The following is a 19,067-nucleotide window of genomic DNA, read 5'->3' on the forward strand; positions in this document are numbered from 1 at the left end:
GGTCCTGATCGGGTCGATGAGTAGATAGACCAGTCTACCTACTCATGCGCCAAGTGCAAGTGCAGGTGCAAGTGCCGGGAGCCGCGCCACCGAAGCTCGCGGGCGATCCCCGGGTGCAACCGGGGCGATCCCGGCTAGCCTGTTCCTTGGGCGGCAATCCAGCTGACCGATGGTGGGTGGGCATCGTGATAGTGACGGCGGGAGGGTCTGATGGCGATTGATTCGGCATGGGGTGGGCGGGGACCAATGTCCCGCCCCGACAGGAACACCGCCAGGATTGCAGGACTGGAGGACGGGTCCTCGGCTGCCATGACGGTGCTGGTGGTCGACGACGACGAAGGGTCCCGTCTCGTGGCGAAGGCCGCCGTCGAAAAGTCCGGGCATGAGTGCATTGTGGCAGCGGACGGCGACACAGCCTGGCGGCTTTACCAGGAGTACCGTCCCCAGGTGGTGGTCAGCGACCTGATGATGCCTGGCCTTGACGGCTTTGACCTGTGCCGGGCGATCCGGGCCGCCGAAAACAACTCCTATACGTATGTTGTGCTTTTGACTTCGCACGGCGCCCAAAAAGACGTGCTGGAAGGGATGAAGGCCGGCGCCGATGACTATGTGAACAAACCGCTTGACCCGTTCGTCCTGCATACCCGCCTGCTGGCTGCCCGGCGGGTCACCACACTGCACGGCGCCCTGGCCGACGCCCTGGGTGAAGCAAGGGACAGCAATGAGCGGCTGGCTGAGTTCACCGGCCGCGTCAGCCACGACCTCCGGAATCCGCTGACCTCCATTCTGGGCTACGTCGAGCTGGGTGCCATGGATGGGGAACCGGCTCCGGAAGAGGCCGCCGAGTACCTGGAGATCGTCGGCAAGAGCGCCCGGAGGATGCTGTCCATGGTGGAGGAGTTGCTGGCGTTCGCTTCCATTGGCGGTTCAGTGGCCAGGACCCGGCTGTCGCTGTCCGGCCTGGTGAAGGACGTCACCGATGACCTGGGCCTGGGGCTGCGGGAAGCCGGAGCGGTAGTCGAATGCGAGGACTTCGTTTTCGAAGCCGACGAAAGCCAGCTGAGGGTGGCATTGCAGAACCTGATCCAGAACGCGGTGGCTTACCGCCGCCCAGGGGTGGCCCCGGTCATCTGCATCAGCGCGAAGCCGGCCGGCGCCGGCGCCGTAGTGCTCGTGGAAGACAACGGCAAGGGGATCAGCGCGGGGGACCGGCGGCGTGTGATGGAACCGTTGGTCCGGCTGCACCGGGACGGAGATCCGGCCGGAACAGGGCTGGGCCTGGCCACGTGTGCCAGGGTTGCGGCCGCCCACGGCGGGCGCCTGGAGATCTCCTCCAGCCCCAGTGGCGGGACGGCCGTCGCCATCCATCTCGGGGCGCCCTAGTGTGATGGCGCAGAAATCAATGGGGACAATCCAACAAAAGGATTGTGGGGCATTCGTGTAAATTCGGGATATGGCCACCCTGAACCCCAATGCCCAACCTGACTCCCTCCGAGCACTCCCGGGTGGCGGAGCCAGGCTGCGGGTGGCTGTGCCGTCGGTGGCAACCCGCGTGGCTTCGGAACTGCGGCTGCAGATCGCAGAGGGTGACCTCCAGCCCGGCGCGAAACTCAAGGAAGAGGCCCTCTCCGAGGAACTCGGAGTCTCCCGGAACACCGTCCGCGAAGCCTTCGCCGAACTGGTCAGCGAGCGCCTCCTCGTGCGCGAACCCAACCGCGGCGTCTTCGTTGCCAGCCTCGGCGCCAAGGACATCCACGACGTCTACACCGTCAGGCGCGCCATCGAAGTGAGCGCTGTCCGCGGCGGCGGCACCCCCGAACGCATCGCCGCGGTGCGGGCAGCCGTGGAAGAAGGAAAAAAGGCGGCCGCCGCCGGGGACAATGAAGGCCTCGGCAGCGCCAACCAGCATTTCCACGGAGCCCTCGTGGCCCTGGCGGACAGCGAGCGGCTGAACACCATCATGTCGCAGGTGCTGGCGGAGATGCGGCTCTTCTTCCATAAGGCATCGGTTGACGGCGGCTTCTACCGGCACTGGCTGGCGGACAACGACCAGATCTGCCAGGCCCTCGAAGCCGGCGACCCGGAGCTCGCCGCCGAGCGCCTGACCGACTACCTCAACCGGTCCGAAGAGCACCAGAGCGCAGTGCACGCGGCCGGGTCCGCGGCTTCGAAGTAGCCCACAGCAGCCATTCCCGGACCCTAGAACAAAAAGGAGCCCCCGCCGGGGGCTCCTTTTTGCTGTGCCCGGAAATTTTGGGAACCGAATTCGAGTCAGCCCTTGACGATGTGATCTGCGTCGCGTAAATTGTTCAACACAAGGATTGTTCAACAATCCAACGATCACCGCAGTTACGACTTCCGCACCACCGGCAGCCGCCTATCCGCTCTTCTGCCTGGCTTGCGACGCCGCAAGCCAGGACACACCGGGCACCCAGCACGTCCGCGCAGCGGATGACATCCACTCTCTTCATGGAGGATACAAATGGCCACTCCCCAAGCAATGGCCCCCGTAGACCCGAAGCCCCCGGTGGGGCGCAAGGACATGTACAAGGCATTCGCGGCCAGCCTGACCGGAACCGCACTGGAGTTCTACGACTTCGCCGTCTACTCCGCCGCCGCGGCGATCGTCTTCCCGCTCATCTTCTTCCCGGCCTCGGACCCGGTGACCGGTACCCTGCTGGCGTTCTCCACCTACGCCGTCGGTTACATCTCCCGTCCCGTCGGCGGCATCATCTTCGGCCGGCTCGGGGACGAGATCGGCCGCAAGAAGATCCTGGTCATCACGCTGATGCTGATCGGAGTGGCCACCTTCCTCATCGGCCTCCTGCCCACATACGACAACATCGGCGTCATCGCCCCCGCCATCCTGGTGTTCCTCCGCTTCGCCCAGGGTGTCGGCGTCGGCGGCGAATGGGGCGGCGCGGTGCTGCTTTCCAGCGAATTCGGCGACCCGAACAAGCGCGGATTCTGGGCCTCTGCCGCCCAGATCGGCCCTCCCGCCGGCAACCTGATGGCCAACGGTGCACTCGCCGTCCTCACCCTGACCCTGTCAGAAGAAGACTTCCTGAGCTTCGGCTGGCGCATCGCCTTCCTGATTTCCGCATTGCTCGTGGCCTTCGGCCTCTGGATCCGCCTCAAGCTCGAGGACACCCCCATCTTCAAGGCCATGGAAGCCCGCGGCGACAAGCCCAAGGCCCCCATCCGCGAAGTCCTCGCCACCCAGCGCCGGCCCCTGATCGCCGCCATGCTCAGCCGCATCGGCCCGGACGTTCTCTACGCGATGTGCACTGTCTTCACCCTGACGTACGGCATCCAGGAACTCGGCTTTGACCGCGGCCAGGTTCTCGTCGCCGTCCTGATCGGGTCAGCCCTCCAGATCTTCACCATGCCGCTTGCCGGCGCCATCTCCGACCGCATCAACCGCCGCCTGGTGTACGGGATCGCAGCGGTTGGCGCCGCGGTCTGGGCCTACCTGTTCTTCATCGTCCTCGAAGGACGGTCACCGGTGATGCTGATTGTGGGCATCGTGCTGGGCCTGCTCTGCCACTCGTTTATGTACGGACCCCAGGCAGCGTTCGTCGTCGAGCAGTTCTCACCGCGGCTCCGCTCCACCGGCAGCTCACTGGCCTACACGTTCGCCGGAATCATCGGCGGCGCCATTGCACCGTTTATGTTCACCCTCCTGCTGAGCACCTACGACAGCTGGGTTCCGGTGGCCATCTACCTCAGCGTCGCCTGCCTCCTGACCCTGGTGGGCCTGGCACTGGGCCGCGACTCCAACGTTGCCGAGGACGAGGAGTACCTGCAGTCCTCTACTGAACTTGTGGAGTCCAAGTGAGCCAGTCACACGCCCTCCTGGCCCCCGCCGACGCCCGGCTCAAGTTCCGCAGCGGCCTGGCCACCCCCACCTCCGGCTGGAGCGACGGCTACACCCAGGCCAACCTGATCGCAGTCACCGCAGACTACGCCGACGAATTCATCGAGTTCTGCCGGCTCAACCCCAAGTCCTGCCCGATCATCGACATCATCCCGGCGGGACAGTACGAAAGCTCGCTGGCCGCCGGGTCGGACATCCGCACGGACATCCCCGCCTACCGGGTGTGGGTGGACGGCGAACTGGCGGATGAGGTCACCGACGTCGCCTCTCTCTGGCGCGACGACATGGTGGGCGTCCTCATCGGCTGCAGCTTCACCTTCGAAGCGGCGCTTGCCAGTGCGGGGATCCCGCTGCGGCACACCGAAACGGGGCGCAATGTGCCGATGTACCGCACCACGGTCGAGTGCACTCCTGCCGGCCGGATCCACGGCCCCATGGTGGTGTCCATGCGTCCGATGCTGCCCGAGCTGGTGGAGACCGCCATCCGGGTGACGTCGGAAGTGCCCAAGGTCCATGGCAGCCCGGTCCACGTCGGATCGCCCGAGGAGCTTGGCATCACCGACATCAACCGGCCCGACTTCGGGGATGCCGTGGAGATCAGGGACGGCGAAGTGCCGGTTTTCTGGGCCTGCGGCGTGACACCGCAGAGCGCGGTGATGGCCTCCAGGCCCGCCTTCGCCATCAGCCACGCCCCTGGTTACATGTTCATCACCGACGTCCCCGAAAGCAGTTACCGGGAACCGGCGGGAGCGGCATTGTGAAGAAGAGGATCCCCGTGGCCGAGAAGCGGGCACGCCGCGTCATCAACCTGTCGGTGCCGCGGCAGCAGGCCACCGGCTCGCACTGCGAACTGACCGGCGTGTGGAAGAGCCCGGCGGGAGCGACCATCTCGCTGTCCGAAGGCCAGCTCCTTCCCAGCGATTCCGGCCGGCCATGCCTCTGGACCTACGCCGGCCTCCCGGCAACCAAAGCCAGCGCCAGGGATGCCCGGTGGGCAGTGCCGGAGCACCACAGACTGTAGCGGCAGAAAAGGCAAGCGGACGACGGCGGGACTTCCCGGCGTCGTCCGCTTCCGTTTAAGCGGGGCTGCTAGGGCAGGCGCAGGACGCCGACGGCGGCCGCCAGGTACGGCACCGGATCCGGGTCCGACCCCAGGGCCCACTGGATCCACGCCTCGAACGTCGCCCCGATCAGTGCGGCACAGAGATACCGGGCGGTCTGTTCGGGCACCCCGCGCAGCGTGAGGTAGGACAGCGCACGCTCCCGCTGGGCGCCGAGGGATTCGTAGCTCCGGCTCATCAGTTCCGGGTGTTCGGCGATCAGCCGCAGCCTGCCGCGGGTCACCGCCAGGTCCGGCAGGACGGCGACCCCTGCAATCACGGCCTCGCGCACGCCGGCCAGGACGTCGCCGTCGGCCCCGTCCTTGGATGGCGGCGACTCCAGCACCTGCTGCGACGCCTCGATCACGGGGCCGGTGCCGCCCCAGACGAGGTCGGCCTTGCTGGCGAAATGGCGGTACAGGCTCTTGCGGCCGATCCCGGCTTCGCGGGCGATGTCCTCCATGGACGTCTGCTCATAACCGTTCTCGGCGAAGAGGTGCAGCGCCAGGGCAGCCACGGCGTCGGGGTCGATGCTCACCGGCCGTCCGGAGGGGCGTGCGGCTGTCTTCAGGGCGTCCGTTGGCATCCCTCCAGTATTCACCCTTACATAATGACACAGAGTGTCATAAGCTGGTGGGCATCATCCCTCACACGTCTGGAAGGACATCATGGGCAACGAAGCCACGTGGCAGGAAACCATCACCGGCGGCCGCTTTGCAGGAAAAACCGTCGTCGTCACCGGCGCCGGATCGGGCATCGGCCAGGCCACCGCCCTGCGCATCGCCAAAGAAGGCGGCAAGGTCATCGCCGCCGACATCAGCAAGGAACGCCTGGACGACCTCGTCGCCGAAAACGCCGGACTGGACCTGGTCCCGGTGGCTGGCGACATCTCCACCGAGGAAACCGTGGCCGCCGTGCTCACCGCCGCCGCCGGCCGGGTCGACGCCCTGGCGAACGTCGCCGGCATCATGGACAACTTCGCCCCCATCCACGAGGTGGACGACGACCTCTGGGACCGCGTCTTCCGGATCAACGTCACCGCCCTGATGCGCCTCACCCGTGCTGTCGTGCCGCTGATGCTCGAAGCCGGCACCGGCTCCGTGGTCAACATCGCCTCCGAAGCAGGGCTGCGGGGCTCGGCCGCCGGCGCCGCGTACACCGCGTCCAAGCATGCCGTCATCGGGCTGACCAAGAACTCCGCCGTGATCTACGGGCCCAAGGGCCTGCGCTTCAACGCCGTGGCCCCCGGCCCCACCATCACCGGCATTGTGGCGAACTTTGGATCACAGCTGGCCGCCGAGCGCCTCGGGCCGCTCATGCAGGCCAACATCCCGACGCCGGCCACGGCGGCGCAACTCGCCGCCTCGATCACGTTCCTCCTCAGCGACGACGGCACCAACCTGAACGGCGCCATCCTCGCGTCCGACGGCGGTTGGTCGGCGCTGTAGGGAGGGGCGCCGCCGGGCTGCTAGGGAAGGCGGGAAGGCCTGAGCAGCGTGGGGGCGCCGGCGCGTCCGGGGTCCAGCGGAACGGGGCTGATCAATACGGCGGGACCGCGGTGAAGGACGCCGTCCGACAGAACCTGGCAGCGGATGCCGCCGCGTCCGCGCATCGCTTTGTGGGCGCCCGGGGCGAGCATCTGGTCCATCCACGCGCAGGGATGTGCGGGCCGGCCGGCCTTGAACCGCGCGATTTCGCCGTTCGATTCGAGGGCGAAGTCGCCGCCGAGCAGGGGAGGCAGGTCCGCTCCCCGAAGGATCACGTTGCGCCGTGTCAGCAGCGGGTCAAAGGGTGCCGTTCCCAGTTCGGCTGCAATGGATTCCAGTGCTTCCACGGCCATCACGGTGACGGCGGCGTCCATGTGTGCCGCCTTGCCGAAAAACCTGTCGCCCACGATGCCTTTGCCGGCCACCAGCTCAACCCGGTCCGCATCCGTGGTGGGGACGTCCGCTGCTCCCTCGCGGGCGCGGCCGAAGTAGGCGTGCGCCGGGGAGACCAGCAGGTGCAGGACCTCGACGTCGTACCGGTAGCTTGCCGTCATGCTCCAAAGCTATCGTGCGCCGGCACAGCGGGCGACAGACGTCACCACCAGGAATGGGGGAGCGAAGCGTAGGTCGCTCCGAAGATGGCAACAGCGCCAAGAATTCCGACCGACCACCCTTCGACAGCGTTCTGCCTTTTCCGTCCCCGGCAGTGGCAGACGGTTCCGACCAGTTTGCTTTCGGTACATTCGTTCGCCTGAAGTCCGTCACTTGGGATAAAGCGGTTGGCGAGGTTACGGGGTGGCCGGACGAGGGTATCTGGCATTGGCTGCTTTCTTGGGCGGAGAACACTATCGGGCCGAGGGGCGCACTAACCAGATGCGGCGGCCGGCGCCTTCCGGTGCCGGCCGCCGCATCTTGGGTGGGAATCAGGCGATGGCGGCCTTGAGTTCCTTGGCTGCCAGTGCCGGGTCGGCTGCGCCGTAGATGGCGCCGCCGGCCACGGCAACCTCGGCCCCGGCCCGCTGGACGGCTTCGATGGTGGCGAGGTTGACGCCGCCGGCCACCGAGAATGGGACGCGTGCTTCGGCGCCGGCGCTGAGCAGTCCATTCAGGTCGAAGCCCGGCTTGGCCTGCTCGTCCAGCCCTGCGTGGAACTCCACGAACTCCGCGCCGAGTGCCCGTGCTTCCTTGGCGCGGGTGACCTTATCCGGCACACCAATGAGGTCAACGACGATGCCCTTGTTGTGGGCACGGGCCGCCTTCACGGCGCCTGCGATGGTGGAATCGTCGGCGCTTCCCAGCACGGAGACGAGGTCGGCGCCGGCCTTGAAAGCGATGTCGGCTTCGAGTTCTCCGGCGTCCATGGTCTTCATGTCGGCGAAAACAATCTTGTCAGGGTGGGCCTGCTTGACGGCCGTGACAGCGGTGAGTCCTGCGGCCTTGATCAGCGGGGTACCGAGTTCGATGATGTCGACGTACTCGGCGACCTTGCCGGCCAGTTCGAGGGCGTCCTCGGTGGTCAGGAGGTCCATTGCTACCTGAAGCTTCATGATGTTTCTCTTTCTGTTGTTATGGGTATCGGGAAGGCGGGCGGGAAGTTATTCCAGGTTTGCGTGCCGAAGCCAGAGCTCTTCAGCCGGTGCGTCGGTGTGGTTCCACAGGGTCTGGAAGATGGATTCGGTCAGGACGAAGAGGACCTGTTCGAAGAGGCTCCCGGAGTACTGGCGGGTGACGCGGGAGCCGTGGTCTGTTTTTTGGGCGGCGGGCACGATGACGACCGTGTCAGCGAGCCCGGCCAGGCGGGAGCCGGGGTTGGTGGTCACGGCAGCCACCAGTGCGCCGGCCGCCGCCGCTGTTTCGGCAGCCTTGACCACACCGGCTGTGGTGCCTGAACCGGAGGCCACCAGGAGCAGATCTCCGGCGCGGATGGCAGGAGTCGTGGTGTCACCGGCCACATGGACGTTCAGGCCAAGGTGCATCAGCCGCATTGCCGCCATCCGGAGAACGAGGCCGCTTCGGCCGGCGCCGGAGACGAAAACGCGTTCTGCCGAGCGGATGGATGCCGCCAACGCTGCAAGCTGGTCTCCCTCGACCTGGCCTGCGGTGCTTGTGACTTCATCGGCAACGAGGGACAAATTTGTGAGGATTGCTCCTGCGTTGATCCGTGTGGGGGAATCAAGTGCGGTTGGACCCAAGGTATTTCCTTCGCGTTGGTAGAGTCGTCCACCCATCAGCTGGGATGTGTGCCGTCATCAATCCTGCCGCCGCAAAGGTATGGGTGTAACGCGCAGTCCGGGTGGTTTTGGCTATACTTTCGGGTAGTCCCAGCCCTGATTGCCTTCGAAAGGATGCTGCCATCACCTCGCCTGCACCCGGGAACGCGCCCGTTCAACCACCGGCCAACCCCGGCCGCCCAGGCCTGCCGTGGCCGCTGCTGGACTCCATCGCCGCGGTGACCGATGCGCCGCTGACCGCCATTGCCGACGTGCTGCGGGACGCCCTTGGTCCCTGTCTGGGCAGCAGCGCACTGGTCATTTTCACTGAGGACTGCACCGGCAGGCCGCAGAAGAAGGCCGGCCGGGACAGCATCATTTCGCGGGTCTCGATCGATGAACTGGACAGTCTCCGGGCTGCCCTTGACGGCGAGGATCCTTGGCTGGGGGCGGCAATGATTGCCGGGCAGGAGCGCCCGGTCCTCGCCATGAAATACCTCCCCAGCAGGGCCCTGCTTGTGGTCACGGACCCCGTGGATGCCGGCGCCGCACAGGGCGCTGATGATGCCGGCCGAAATATCGTGAAATACCTGTGGCACCTCGCCGCACGCAGGATCCAGGAGAAAGTTGCGGATGCGCCGCCCTCGTATCTGTTGGAGTCAAGGGCAGCGTCGGCTGAGCGGCTCCGGGTGACCTCCGAGTTGGTGGACCAGCACGCGACCACACTCGAAACAGTCGCAGCTGCCCTGCGGTCCACGGCGCTGGACGACGCCTCGTCGCGGGCAACGGCCACGGACCTGGTAGCGAAGGCCCTGGTGCGCCTGCGTACACAGAGTGACAGGACCACGGACCTGGTGGAAGAACCGGTGGCAAAGGCGTTTGAGCGCCTCCGGGAAGACCTCCTGCCGTTGACGCGCTTCAGCGGCGTGGATGTGCAGTTCATCGAACCTCCGCTGAACGGACGCGCGCTGCCCGGGGAAGTCGCCCACGCTGCCCGGGCCATCGTCCGGGGCCTGCTTCTGGCCATGATGGACCAGCCCGAGGTCCGCCGCGTCCGTGCCCAGTGGGACTGCGACGGCGAGAATTTGCTGATCAGCGTCCGCGACGACGGCGGCGGCACCCTTTCGGTCGAGGCACCGAGTATGGGCCGGCTGGACCGGAGGGTCCAGGCTTTGGACGGAAAGATGCAGGTGGAGGTTATGCCGGGCTGGGGAGCCGACGTGTCCGTGACCCTCCCGCTCGACGCCCCGCAGGCGACTCCGGCCGACGTCAGCGCCTGGAAGCTTGGGGGCCGGGAACTGGAAGTGCTGCAGCATCTGGCAGCGGGCCAGCGAAACAGGTCCATCGCCGGCGCCCTGAACATCAGCGAAAACACCGTCAAGTTCCATGTGGGAAACATCTTCCGGAAAATGGGCGTCAGCTCGCGTACGGAAGCCATCGCGCTGGCAACCAGCTATGGGGTGCGCTGACGGCTTACCGCCGCCGGTGGACGGCGACAGGACAATGGCGACGCCGGGCTATCCTCCGATGGCGCTCATGCTGCGGTCCGGCTGCACAAACTCTGACGTTCCGAGGCCTGCGTGATCCATGCCGTGAGCCCGGGGTTTCGCCCACATGGCATCCTGCCAGCGCCGCACCAGCTCGTCGTCATCCGCGCCTGACCGCAGCAGACCCAGGAGGTCGAACTCCTCCCGGGAGAACAGGCAGCTCATGATCTTTCCCTCTGCTGTAATCCGGGTCCGCCGGCAGTCCGCGCAAAAAGGTTCGCTGACGGACGCGATAATCCCCACGGTTCCCAGGACGGGTCCGGAGGCTTCCGCGGCGGATGCGTTCCGGCGTCGTACTTCAAACCTTTCTGCCGGGGCGCCGTCCCGCAGCTGCCTGTCCCGCTCCAGGACAAAGTCCGTGGACAACAGGGTGCGGATTTCGAGGGCGGTGATCATCTCCCGTTGGGTCCAGCCGTGCTGGGCGTCCAACGGCATTTGTTCAATAAAGCGCAGCTCGACGTTCCGGTCCAGCGCCCACTCCAGCAGTGCCGGGGCTTCGTGGTCATTGATGCCGCGCATCAGCACTGCATTGATCTTGACCGGGCCCAGTCCGGCGGCGCGCGCATGGTCGACGCCGTCGAGCACTTTGCTGAGGAACGGGCGCCGCGTCAGCTGCGTGAACGTGTCTTCGTGCAGCGAATCGAGCGACACGTTGATCCGGGTAAGGCCGGCGTCCCTGAGCGCCTGCGCCTTCTGCGCAAGCCCCACCCCGTTCGTGGTCATGGAGATGGGCAGTTGCTGGTGGCGCTCCCGCACCGCGGCGATGATGTCGACCAGATCCGGACGGACCAAAGGTTCGCCACCGGTGATTCGGAGTTCCCTCACACCCAGGCGCTCGACACCAAGGCCCACGATTCTCTGGATCTCCGCTGCCGTCATCACGGCTTCCTTGGGTAGCCACTGCAGTCCGTCCGCCGGCATGCAATAGGTGCACCGAAGGTTGCATTTATCCGTGACCGAGAGCCGCAGGTCAGTTGCCTGGCGGCCAAAACGGTCCAGTAACTTCGAGGGCAGTCCGGCCGGACGCGATATGGGTGCGGACCCCTGGTTGTCATTCCCGGCCGGGCGCAGTACGGGGATGCCCAGCTGAATGGTCATGATTTCAGGGCCGATGCGGCGTGGCCGATGCAGCCGCTGTCAGCGGAGGCCAAGGTCGCTGTCAGTGTACGAGCCTGGGCGGTTTTCGGTGTCGTGCCGGCAATTGCAGCCACCATCGACCTGCAGCCGAACGGTCACGGGGCTCGATGATTCAAGCCGGATGTCCACCGATTCCTTCCCTTTGCTGCTCACCCGGAGAATCGGTTCCTGGTCCTTGCGGTGGGTCATGTGCTGGCCTTTGCTGATGCGTGGGGAGTGAGTCCGCCCCGGCGGCACGGGCTGGGAAGCCGCGTGCCGCCGGGGCGGGTTGCTACTACGGTGAACTGCTATTTACTGTCCCGGTCCGCGTGCCGGGCTTCGACGGTGGGAATGCTGCCCGTGTGGGTGCCACCGTTGTGGGAGTCCGGGTCCGGACATGAATCAGCGCAGTCATGCTTGGTGACCAGGTCGAACTGAACGCCGCCGTGCTGTTCCACGCCAGTCCTGATGGCCCGCTCGACGACGGACGTAGCCAGGCGCCGTCGCAGGGACAGCGGATCGCGGCGCAGGTCCTTGGCGAGGGCAAAGCAGAGCAGGAGCATGACGACGATGAACGGCAGCGCTGCGACGATGGTGATGCGTTGCAGGCCGGCCAAAGCCTCCGAAGGTTCGTCGCCGCCGGCCAGCAGCATGACCGCCGCCACGGCGCCTGTGAGGCTGCCCCAGAAGATCACCACTCCGCGGCGGGGGTGTTCGGCGCCGTTGGAGCTGAGCGATCCCATCACGATGGAAGCAGCGTCGGCGCCGGTGACAAAGAAGATGGCCACCAGGACCATGGCCAGCACGATGACGCCGGCAGTAAGCCAGCCGGGCATCCCGAGGTTCTTGACCAGATCGAAGAGCGCACCGTCGAAGTTGACCGACGAGACTCCGTCGACTGTTTTCACCAGCCCCGGAGTACCTGCCTTATCGGCTTCCTGCTGGACGTGGAAAGCGGCTCCGCCGAAGATGCCGAACCAGATCACGCTGACGACGCTGGGCACCAGCAGCACGCCGGTGACGAACTGGCGGATGGTGCGGCCGCGGCTGATGCGGGCGATAAACATGCCTACGAAGGGCGTCCAGGAGATCCACCAGGCCCAGTAGAAGATGGTCCAACTGGTCATCCAGCTCCGAAGCGCCTCATCGCCGACCGCTTCGGTCCGGGACGACATCTCGGCCAGGTCGCGGGCGTAGTCGCCGACGGCAGACGGGATCAGGTTCAGGATGAACAGGGTTGGGCCGGCAATGAAGACGATCAGGGCCAGAACGACGGCCAGGATCATGTTGATATTGGAGAGCCACTGGATGCCGCGGCTGATGCCGGAGACGGCCGAAGCGACGAAGCAGAAGGTCAGGACGGCGACGATCCCCACAAGTACGGGGGTGCCGATTTCGCCGAACCAGCCGTTGGAGGTCATGCCGCTGCCGATCTGCAGGGCGCCGAGGCCCAGCGAAGCGGCCGTACCAAAGAGGGTGGCGAAAATTGCGAGGATGTTGATGAACTTCCCGAGCGGGCCTTCCACCATCCTGATGCCGAAAAGTGAGGTGAAGGCCGCGGAGACCAGTTGCCTGCGGCCCAGGCGGTAGGTGCCGTACGCCATGGCAATGCCTACCACTGCATACATTGCCCAGGGGTGCAGGGTCCAGTGGAAGATCGAGGTGGCCATGGCTGTCTGGATGGCTGCGGGGGTGCGGCCGTCCACGGTTCCGGGTGGGGGAGAGATGTAGTGGTAGAGCGGTTCGGCTACTCCGTAGAACATCAGTCCGATGCCCATGCCGGCGGCGAACATCATCGCGACCCAGGAGACGGTACGGAATTCGGGCTTCTCGCCGTCCTTGCCCAGCGGGATGTTGCCGAACTTGCCGAGGGCCAGCCACAGGACAAAGACGACGAACAGGGAAGCCAGGACCATAAAGAGCCAGCCTGTGTACTCCATGACCCAGTTCAGGGCGGTCGTGGAGGTGGCGGAGAGGCTGTCGCGGCCCACGAAGCCCCAGACCACAAAGGCGATGGCGATGACGCCGGTGATTCCGAACGTTACTTTGTCCAGGGTGAGCGAGTGGTTCCGGCGGAGGGAAACGGCTTGCTCGGTCTTGGCGTTGCGCAGTTCCTCAAGGATCTGCTCATACTCTTCGGCGTCCGGCAGCGGTGCTGACCCTCCGTCCTCCGGATCGAGGACTGCGGGGTTGGTGTCCCTTTCTTTGGTGACACTGATGACTTCTTTGGTATTGCCCAATCTTTCGGGCTCCTCACTATGGCGAGTCGCTGCCAGGCCGGTGTCGGCAGGCAACTCCTCAGGTGTCAGGGGTTTTAGGTCACTATTTATAGCCATGAGCGGGTCCTTTGCTCGGCGAGTCATGGGCTTGCGGTTAAACATGGCCGTCGGCTTTTAGTACGGGCGGAAGGTTGGGGGCTTCGCCCGATTCGATGACCATGATGTTGCCATCGACGATTTGCACTTCGTGAGTCCGGACCGGCAGATTAGCCGGCGATTGGTCCACGCCCTCCGAACGGAGGTTGACACTGGATGCGTGCAGGTGTGGTCGATTGCGAAGATTGCGCCCTCTTCTGTGGTGAATTCCGTGTTGAAGGCGGCGAGTGGCCGTGCGGTGTGGAGCCGTAGTGCCTCCCCAGGTGCGAGTTCACTTAGCGGGCAGGCATTGTGCATATTGCACCTCTTCCGGGGCTGGAGTCAGGCTTGCTTGGATTTAGGCGTTCGTTCCGTAAGGATCAACAGATCTCGCACTAAGCAACAGGGTGCCCCGGGTCACAGCTCCATGTCAAGGTTTTTCTGAAGTCTCGTGCCGTATTTCCTGGGTTCTTGCCGAACCTTGACAGGACGCGTGGCATCGGTCATCCTGTTGCGTATCGTGACCCATGTTGCGTAGAAAGCTGTTTCTGCGTACCCCCCGCGGGGCATCCTGGAAGAGGCCGCGGCGTTGACCGCCTTGGCTTTCATGCCGTGAAAACGGCCCCTGATGCTGTCCGGCTTAGGGCAGCCGCAAGCGGCTAGGCATCGATCACCAGATCGGTCCGCGCCGTGGAGCAGCAAGGCAGGAACTTGCCTGCATCGATTTCACGTGACCGGATCCCGCCCTGGTGGTTCATCTCAACCTCTCCGGAAAGCTTGACGACCTTGCAGGAGCCGCACATGCCTTCCTTGCAGTTCGCGCCGATCCTGACGCCTGCACGCTGGGCCGCCCCGAGGATGTGTTCGGTGGGGTCGATCCGCACGTTGATGCCGGTGCGCATGAAGGACAGGGTGAGGCTTCCCGTTCCCACGGTGTCGAAGCTGGAGGCATCCGGGGATGCCGCCTCCGCTCCCGCAGCCGAGCCGCCGTCGGAGTCTCCGGAATCGGTTGCGTCGGGGTCCATGGCTTCCAGCGGCAACCCTGTGGCTTTGAGGGGACCTTCGGCGTCGTAGCCGGGCTCGTAGAGTCCGAACGCTGCGGGCTGGCTTTCGTAGTAGTCCTCGGCGGAATCGGCGATTTCCTCGGCGATTTCTTCGGCAATGTCCACTGCGAGCGCGAGCTCCGCCTGGTATTCAAGGAGCGTCTGGCGGTCTCCCGAGAAGAACTCCATGTAAATGGAGGTGTCGTCGACGCCAACCTTCCCCAAGAGCTCGGTGGCGGTGTTCAGGTAACCCTCGGGGCCGCAGGCGTAGACCTGGCGGCCGTTGGCATCGGGGGCCACCTCATCCAGCATGGCTGCCGTGAGCCTTCCGCTGAGCCCTTCCCACCCCTCGGGTTTGTTGCGGTCGCCCAGGGAGTAGAAGACCTTGATGCGCGAGTCCACGGACGCGATGTAGGCCAGCTCCTTGTGGAAGGCAAAGCCTCCGGCCTCCGCTCCGTGGTAGAGCACCACAACATCTGCATGTCCGGGCAGGGAGTGGATGGTCCGCACCATGGACATGATGGGAGTGATGCCTGCGCCGGCGGCCAGCAAGAGATACCGCGCCCGCCTGTCGGCATCCGGCAAGTGGAATGCGCCGACCGGTCCGAGCATCTCGAGCACAGTGCCCGGTTTGACGTTCTCGTGCACCCACGGTGAAACCACGCCTGTGGCGTCGCGTTTGACGCTGATGTTGAAGGTCCAGGGCTCGGTCGGGGAACTGGACAGCGAATAGCTGCGGTCCACCGGATCCTGGTCGTCGCCGTTCACCGGAAAGGCGACGTTCACATACTGGCCTGCACGGAACGCCAGGGGCGCACCGTCGCGACGGCGGAACACGAAGGTCATTAGGCCGCCCGCCTCGGGAACGGTCTCCACGCATTCGGCCATGAACTCCTGTGGATGCCAGGGGCCCAGGGCGCGGGCAGCACGGGCGGGTGCCTCGGTGCTGCCCATGACCCTGTTCCACGGCATTTCAAGACCGCGAATGCGCTGTGGCTCCTGGACTGCCGCCGTCTCAGTGAGGAGTTCAATCATGCCAAGTGCTCCTGCACGCGCTGTACGTACCAGTTGATGAATGCCTCCACCTGGTACTCGCTCTTCATGTACGGGCCGGGCTCGTAGGCGGGGCTGCCGGCACCCGTCTGGCACAGCTCCACGAACGCCTTGTCCTGCAGGTTTGTCTGCTTCCAGGTGTAGGTGAGCTTGTCCAGATCGTAGTCAACGCCTTCCACGGCGTCGTCAGCTACCAGCCAGGTGGTGCGTACCAGTGTCTGGTGTTCGTTGACGGGGAAGACGCCGAACGTGATGACATGGTCGCTCTGGAAGTGGAACCAGCTGTTGGGCTGCAGGTGCATCGAGCAGCGGCCAAGGCGGAAGTCCGGCAAGTCACCGAGCAGCTTCTTGGAGAGCCTGCGCCCATCGGCCGAGAACGATTCGCCCTCTCCGTCGAGCGATTCACGTGAGATACGGATTCCGGCGATGCGGGTATCGAGCTCCTCGACCACCTCGTAGGGAAGGCCATAGCGGCGGCAACGCTCCTCGAGCGAGGACTGGGCTTCCTTGTTGCGGTCCCACACTTCTTCGAGATGGGCCGGGATCAGGCCCTCCGTCAGTCCCCAGGTGGGAAAGAGGGAACAGGCGAGCTCCGGGTGTCCGTCGCAGTGGTAGCACTCACGGTTGTTCTCCATGACGAGCTTCCAGTTGCCCTCCTCGATGATGTTCTGCTGGTAGGCGACTTTCGTCTTCGACAGATCGTGGGGCGCGAGGTACGGCTCGAAGATCTTTGAGGTTTCGTCGAAATCCGCCGGCGGTTCGTCGGCAATGCAGACGAAGATGAGTCCGGCGACCACGCGGCTGTGGGCACGCTTGAGGCCGAAACAGCCCTTGTCGAACTTGGTTTCCCCCGGGGCCGAAGCATGGATCAGGTTACCTTCTGGAGAGTATGTCCAGGAGTGGTAGCCGCAGACCAGGTTTCCTGTTGACCCTGCGGCCTCGGTGAGGACGCGGGCACCGCGGTGGCGGCATACGTTGTGCAGGACGTTGACACCGCCGTCGTCGTTGCGCAGCACGATCAGGGAGTAGGGCCCGTAATCGACGGTGACATAGTCTCCCGGCTCCGGCAGCTCGGCGACGCTGCCGGCAAAGATCCAGTGCTGGCCAAAAATTGCTTCCATGTCGATTTTGAAAATCGTGGCATCGGTGTAGAAGGGGGCATCGAGGGAATATCCCTTGCGCCGGAAGTCGAACAGATCACTGATCTCCGCCAGCTGCTCTGCAGGCAAAGATGAAGCGAGTTTTCCGCGTGATTTGAGGGGCACGTTTACTGGGGCAGTCATGTGTTTCCTCCCTAGAGGGCTGGTCAGTGTTGGGTTCGTGGAGAGCGCGGGTTGGTGGGTGCAACCGGCGTTGTCGAAAAGTTTCTTGTCATGAGATTAGGGGCGATTGATCTGCAACAAAAGCGCAAGATTTAGGAGATAACCGTGCACAATGGATGCATGATTGATCCACGGCTCATAACACTTCGGGTGTTTGCCCGGTGCGGCACCGTTGGTGCAACCGCGGAGCTCACTGGTTATTCCCCTTCCGCAGTCTCCGCGCAGCTGCGGGAGCTCCAGCGCGTGCTTGGAATGCAGCTGTTGACGAAGGACGGCCGGGGTGTGCGGCTGACCGCCACGGGACGCTTTCTCGTGGCGGGCTCGGACACCCTCATTGCGGAATGGGAGAGCCTTCGTGCCGCGGCCATGGAGGCCGGCGACCAGGTGCAGTCCCGGTTTGGCCTCGGCGGATTCTCCACGGCGGCTGCCCAGTTGCTCGCGCCGCTGGCCGCCACGCTGCGCTCAACGCGCCCCCTGCTGGAGGTGCAGGTACTCGAGGCCGACCCGGCCCGCTGCTTCGACTTGTTGGTTGCCGAGCGAATCGACCTCGCGGTCATCGTCGCCATGCAGTCCGACACCCCCGTTGAGGACGATGCGCGCTTCGAGCAGACCGTTCTGCTTGACGATCCCCTGGACGTGATCATTCCTGCCGACCATCCGTTGGCATCGCGGGAAACGGTGACGCTCGAAGAACTGGCGTCGGAACCCTGGATTACAGAGGCCGCCGGTTCCACCTACCATTCCCTCTTCACCGCGGCGTTCACGGCAGTCGGGGTGAAACCGCGGATTGCCCATGAGGCCGTTGAATGGGAAACCCAGATCGCCTTCGTTGGTGCTGGGCTGGGCGTGGGCCTGCTGCCGCGGCTGGCGCCTTTGCGTAGTGCCGAAAACGTGGTTCGCCTGCGCATTACCGGCAAGGGGAAGCCTGCGCGCCGCATTGTCGCGGCGGTGCGCAGGGGCAGCATCGCATCGCCCCTGATCCAGGAGTCGCTCGGCATCCTGCAGTTCAACGCCAATCGGATCCTCACCGCACGGCCCGAAGAGGATCGCTGAAAGCGGGGATTCCGCAGGCCTTGCCTCATGGGCCGGGCCTACCGGCGTCTGTAGCCCATTTTTGTGCTGATTTTCAGGCCTGCATCCTTGAGGCCGTCAATAAGCCCGGGCTGCTCCTCCGGCGTGAACCGGAAGGCAGGGCCGGAAATGCTGACCGCGGCGATGACGTTTCCCAGGTGGTTGTAGATCGGCACGGCAACCGCCGTCAGCCCGATCTCGAACTCCTCGTGGACGACGGCATAGCCATCGCGGGCGACGTGCAGCAGCTGCTTCTCCAGCTCCGAGCGGTTGGTGATGGTACGTGGCGTGCGGGCAGGCAGTCCGATGCGCTTAAAGATCGTGTCCCTTTCGTCTGCAGTCAGGGCAGCGAGCAGCACTTTGCCGCTGGACGTGGCGTGCAGCGGTGTCAGGCTGCCCACCCAGTCATACGTGGCCAGCGTTGAGGGTCCCATTGCCTGGTCCACGTTGACGGCGAAATTCGATCGCAGTACGGCCAGGTTGACCGTTTCCTTATATGCCGCTGCCAGGCTCTCCAGGACCTCCCTGGCTTCGTGAACTACGCTCAACCTGCCCGGGATGGACGATGCAAGGCGCAGGATGCCAAAGCCCAGCTGGTACTTTCCACGTTCGCTGTTCTGGCGGACCAGTTCGCGCCCGACCAGGGATCCCACCAGCCTGGACACGGTGGACTTGTGTACGCCCATCTCCTCGGCGATTTCACTGACACCCGCGTCGCCTTCCCGGGCCAGGATTTCCAGAATCTGGAGGGCGCGATCCACCGATTGGACGCCTCCCGCCTGTGCATCTGCGTCCTTGTCCTGGTCATTGCGTACGGCCATCATGCCTCGTGTCGTCGTTCATGCAGGGTCGATGGGCTCGGGGGAGGTCCAGCCAACCAACCGGCT

Annotated in this window: 18 protein-coding genes; 8 read left to right on the top strand and 10 right to left on the bottom strand. The window is 64.9% G+C overall.

Annotated elements, in window-relative coordinates:
• The first annotated feature begins 246 nt into the window (after positions 1 to 246).
• From J2X42_RS18425 to J2X42_RS18445, 5 genes are all read left to right on the top strand, one after another.
• Positions 247 to 1,383: a response regulator gene (locus J2X42_RS18425; RefSeq protein ID WP_396134110.1), complete on the top strand. Its 1,137-nt coding sequence runs from the start codon at positions 247 to 249 to the stop codon at positions 1,381 to 1,383.
• 70 nt (positions 1,384 to 1,453) lie between these two features.
• Positions 1,454 to 2,176, top strand: coding sequence for a GntR family transcriptional regulator (locus J2X42_RS18430; protein WP_310167304.1), 723 nt, complete (start codon positions 1,454 to 1,456; stop codon positions 2,174 to 2,176).
• A 306-nt stretch (positions 2,177 to 2,482) separates the two neighbouring features.
• The gene (locus tag J2X42_RS18435; protein ID WP_310167305.1) at positions 2,483 to 3,838 is read left to right on the top strand and encodes an MFS transporter; all 1,356 of its coding nucleotides are present in this window, start codon (positions 2,483 to 2,485) and stop codon (positions 3,836 to 3,838) included.
• On the top strand, positions 3,835 to 4,638 hold the full coding sequence (locus J2X42_RS18440; RefSeq protein WP_310167306.1) for a putative hydro-lyase: 804 nt from the start codon (positions 3,835 to 3,837) through the stop codon (positions 4,636 to 4,638). The genes J2X42_RS18435 and J2X42_RS18440 overlap by 4 nt, the downstream gene beginning before the upstream one ends.
• Complete coding sequence (locus J2X42_RS18445; RefSeq protein ID WP_310167307.1) at positions 4,635 to 4,898, top strand: hypothetical protein; 264 nt, start codon at positions 4,635 to 4,637, stop codon at positions 4,896 to 4,898. The genes J2X42_RS18440 and J2X42_RS18445 overlap by 4 nt, the downstream gene beginning before the upstream one ends.
• 68 nt (positions 4,899 to 4,966) lie before the next feature.
• Here J2X42_RS18445 and J2X42_RS18450 read toward each other — a convergent pair whose 3' ends face one another.
• The gene (locus tag J2X42_RS18450) at positions 4,967 to 5,563 is read right to left on the bottom strand and encodes a helix-turn-helix domain-containing protein (protein WP_310167308.1); all 597 of its coding nucleotides are present in this window, start codon (positions 5,561 to 5,563) and stop codon (positions 4,967 to 4,969) included.
• A gap of 82 nt (positions 5,564 to 5,645) precedes the next feature.
• On the opposite strand from J2X42_RS18450, the gene J2X42_RS18455 reads away from it, so the two are divergent.
• The gene (locus J2X42_RS18455) at positions 5,646 to 6,425 is read left to right on the top strand and encodes an SDR family NAD(P)-dependent oxidoreductase (RefSeq protein WP_310167309.1); all 780 of its coding nucleotides are present in this window, start codon (positions 5,646 to 5,648) and stop codon (positions 6,423 to 6,425) included.
• Positions 6,426 to 6,445: 20 nt separating this feature from the next.
• Here J2X42_RS18455 and J2X42_RS18460 read toward each other — a convergent pair whose 3' ends face one another.
• The 3 genes from J2X42_RS18460 to hxlB all read right to left on the bottom strand — a co-directional run bounded on the left by J2X42_RS18460 (position 6,446) and on the right by hxlB (position 8,656).
• Complete coding sequence (locus tag J2X42_RS18460) at positions 6,446 to 7,018, bottom strand: MOSC domain-containing protein (RefSeq protein WP_310167310.1); 573 nt, start codon at positions 7,016 to 7,018, stop codon at positions 6,446 to 6,448.
• A 369-nt stretch (positions 7,019 to 7,387) separates the two neighbouring features.
• Positions 7,388 to 8,011: a 3-hexulose-6-phosphate synthase gene (hxlA, locus tag J2X42_RS18465; protein WP_310167311.1), complete on the bottom strand. Its 624-nt coding sequence runs from the start codon at positions 8,009 to 8,011 to the stop codon at positions 7,388 to 7,390.
• A gap of 48 nt (positions 8,012 to 8,059) precedes the next feature.
• Entirely contained in the window at positions 8,060 to 8,656 is a 597-nt protein-coding gene (gene hxlB, locus J2X42_RS18470) for a 6-phospho-3-hexuloisomerase (RefSeq protein ID WP_310167312.1), read from the bottom strand.
• A 257-nt stretch (positions 8,657 to 8,913) separates the two neighbouring features.
• Here hxlB and J2X42_RS18475 point away from each other — a divergent pair, with 257 nt between their 5' ends.
• The gene (locus J2X42_RS18475) at positions 8,914 to 10,143 is read left to right on the top strand and encodes a LuxR C-terminal-related transcriptional regulator (RefSeq protein WP_310167313.1); all 1,230 of its coding nucleotides are present in this window, start codon (positions 8,914 to 8,916) and stop codon (positions 10,141 to 10,143) included.
• Between the two features lie 48 nt (positions 10,144 to 10,191).
• Here J2X42_RS18475 and moaA read toward each other — a convergent pair whose 3' ends face one another.
• From moaA to J2X42_RS18500, 5 genes are all read right to left on the bottom strand, one after another.
• Positions 10,192 to 11,319: a GTP 3',8-cyclase MoaA gene (gene moaA / locus J2X42_RS18480; RefSeq protein WP_310167314.1), complete on the bottom strand. Its 1,128-nt coding sequence runs from the start codon at positions 11,317 to 11,319 to the stop codon at positions 10,192 to 10,194.
• A gap of 39 nt (positions 11,320 to 11,358) precedes the next feature.
• Entirely contained in the window at positions 11,359 to 11,547 is a 189-nt protein-coding gene (locus J2X42_RS18485; protein ID WP_310167315.1) for a hypothetical protein, read from the bottom strand.
• Positions 11,548 to 11,645: 98 nt separating this feature from the next.
• Positions 11,646 to 13,700 carry a BCCT family transporter gene (locus J2X42_RS18490; RefSeq protein WP_310167316.1) on the bottom strand — a complete coding sequence of 685 codons (2,055 nt, stop codon included), beginning with the start codon at positions 13,698 to 13,700 and terminating at the stop codon, positions 11,646 to 11,648.
• Positions 13,701 to 14,350: 650 nt separating this feature from the next.
• On the bottom strand, positions 14,351 to 15,769 hold the full coding sequence (locus J2X42_RS18495) for a ferredoxin reductase (RefSeq protein WP_310167317.1): 1,419 nt from the start codon (positions 15,767 to 15,769) through the stop codon (positions 14,351 to 14,353).
• Positions 15,766 to 17,070, bottom strand: a complete 1,305-nt coding sequence (locus tag J2X42_RS18500; RefSeq protein ID WP_310167318.1) for an aromatic ring-hydroxylating dioxygenase subunit alpha — start codon at positions 17,068 to 17,070, stop codon at positions 15,766 to 15,768. Before J2X42_RS18500 ends, J2X42_RS18495 begins: the two co-directional genes overlap by 4 nt.
• A 159-nt stretch (positions 17,071 to 17,229) precedes the next feature.
• Here J2X42_RS18500 and J2X42_RS18505 point away from each other — a divergent pair, with 159 nt between their 5' ends.
• Positions 17,230 to 18,162, top strand: coding sequence for a LysR family transcriptional regulator (locus J2X42_RS18505; protein WP_310167319.1), 933 nt, complete (start codon positions 17,230 to 17,232; stop codon positions 18,160 to 18,162).
• Positions 18,163 to 18,200: 38 nt separating this feature from the next.
• Here the strand turns inward: J2X42_RS18505 and J2X42_RS18510 are convergent, their stop codons facing one another.
• A complete protein-coding gene (locus J2X42_RS18510) occupies positions 18,201 to 19,001 on the bottom strand; it encodes an IclR family transcriptional regulator (protein WP_310167423.1) in 801 nt (266 codons plus the stop codon).
• Positions 19,002 to 19,067 lie beyond the last annotated feature (66 nt).

It is taken from the genome of Arthrobacter sp. BE255, from assembly GCF_031457335.1.
Lineage (GTDB): Bacteria > Actinomycetota > Actinomycetes > Actinomycetales > Micrococcaceae > Arthrobacter.

Bases quoted from the DNA above. Each gene is read 5' to 3' on its own strand.
- J2X42_RS18490 (WP_310167316.1), bottom strand. From the start codon at position 13,700: ATGACTCGCCGAGCAAAGGACCCGCTCATGGCTATAAATAGTGACCTA.
- moaA (WP_310167314.1), bottom strand. From the start codon at position 11,319: ATGACCATTCAGCTGGGCATCCCCGTACTGCGCCCGGCCGGGAATGAC.
- J2X42_RS18425 (WP_396134110.1), top strand. From the start codon at position 247: ATGTCCCGCCCCGACAGGAACACCGCCAGGATTGCAGGACTGGAGGAC.
- J2X42_RS18485 (WP_310167315.1), bottom strand. From the start codon at position 11,547: ATGACCCACCGCAAGGACCAGGAACCGATTCTCCGGGTGAGCAGCAAA.
- J2X42_RS18435 (WP_310167305.1), top strand. From the start codon at position 2,483: ATGGCCACTCCCCAAGCAATGGCCCCCGTAGACCCGAAGCCCCCGGTG.
- J2X42_RS18505 (WP_310167319.1), top strand. From the start codon at position 17,230: ATGATTGATCCACGGCTCATAACACTTCGGGTGTTTGCCCGGTGCGGC.
- J2X42_RS18450 (WP_310167308.1), bottom strand. From the start codon at position 5,563: ATGCCAACGGACGCCCTGAAGACAGCCGCACGCCCCTCCGGACGGCCG.
- J2X42_RS18510 (WP_310167423.1), bottom strand. From the start codon at position 19,001: ATGGCCGTACGCAATGACCAGGACAAGGACGCAGATGCACAGGCGGGA.
- hxlA (WP_310167311.1), bottom strand. From the start codon at position 8,011: ATGAAGCTTCAGGTAGCAATGGACCTCCTGACCACCGAGGACGCCCTC.
- J2X42_RS18430 (WP_310167304.1), top strand. From the start codon at position 1,454: ATGGCCACCCTGAACCCCAATGCCCAACCTGACTCCCTCCGAGCACTC.
- J2X42_RS18460 (WP_310167310.1), bottom strand. From the start codon at position 7,018: ATGACGGCAAGCTACCGGTACGACGTCGAGGTCCTGCACCTGCTGGTC.
- J2X42_RS18455 (WP_310167309.1), top strand. From the start codon at position 5,646: ATGGGCAACGAAGCCACGTGGCAGGAAACCATCACCGGCGGCCGCTTT.
- J2X42_RS18500 (WP_310167318.1), bottom strand. From the start codon at position 17,070: ATGACTGCCCCAGTAAACGTGCCCCTCAAATCACGCGGAAAACTCGCT.
- J2X42_RS18495 (WP_310167317.1), bottom strand. From the start codon at position 15,769: ATGATTGAACTCCTCACTGAGACGGCGGCAGTCCAGGAGCCACAGCGC.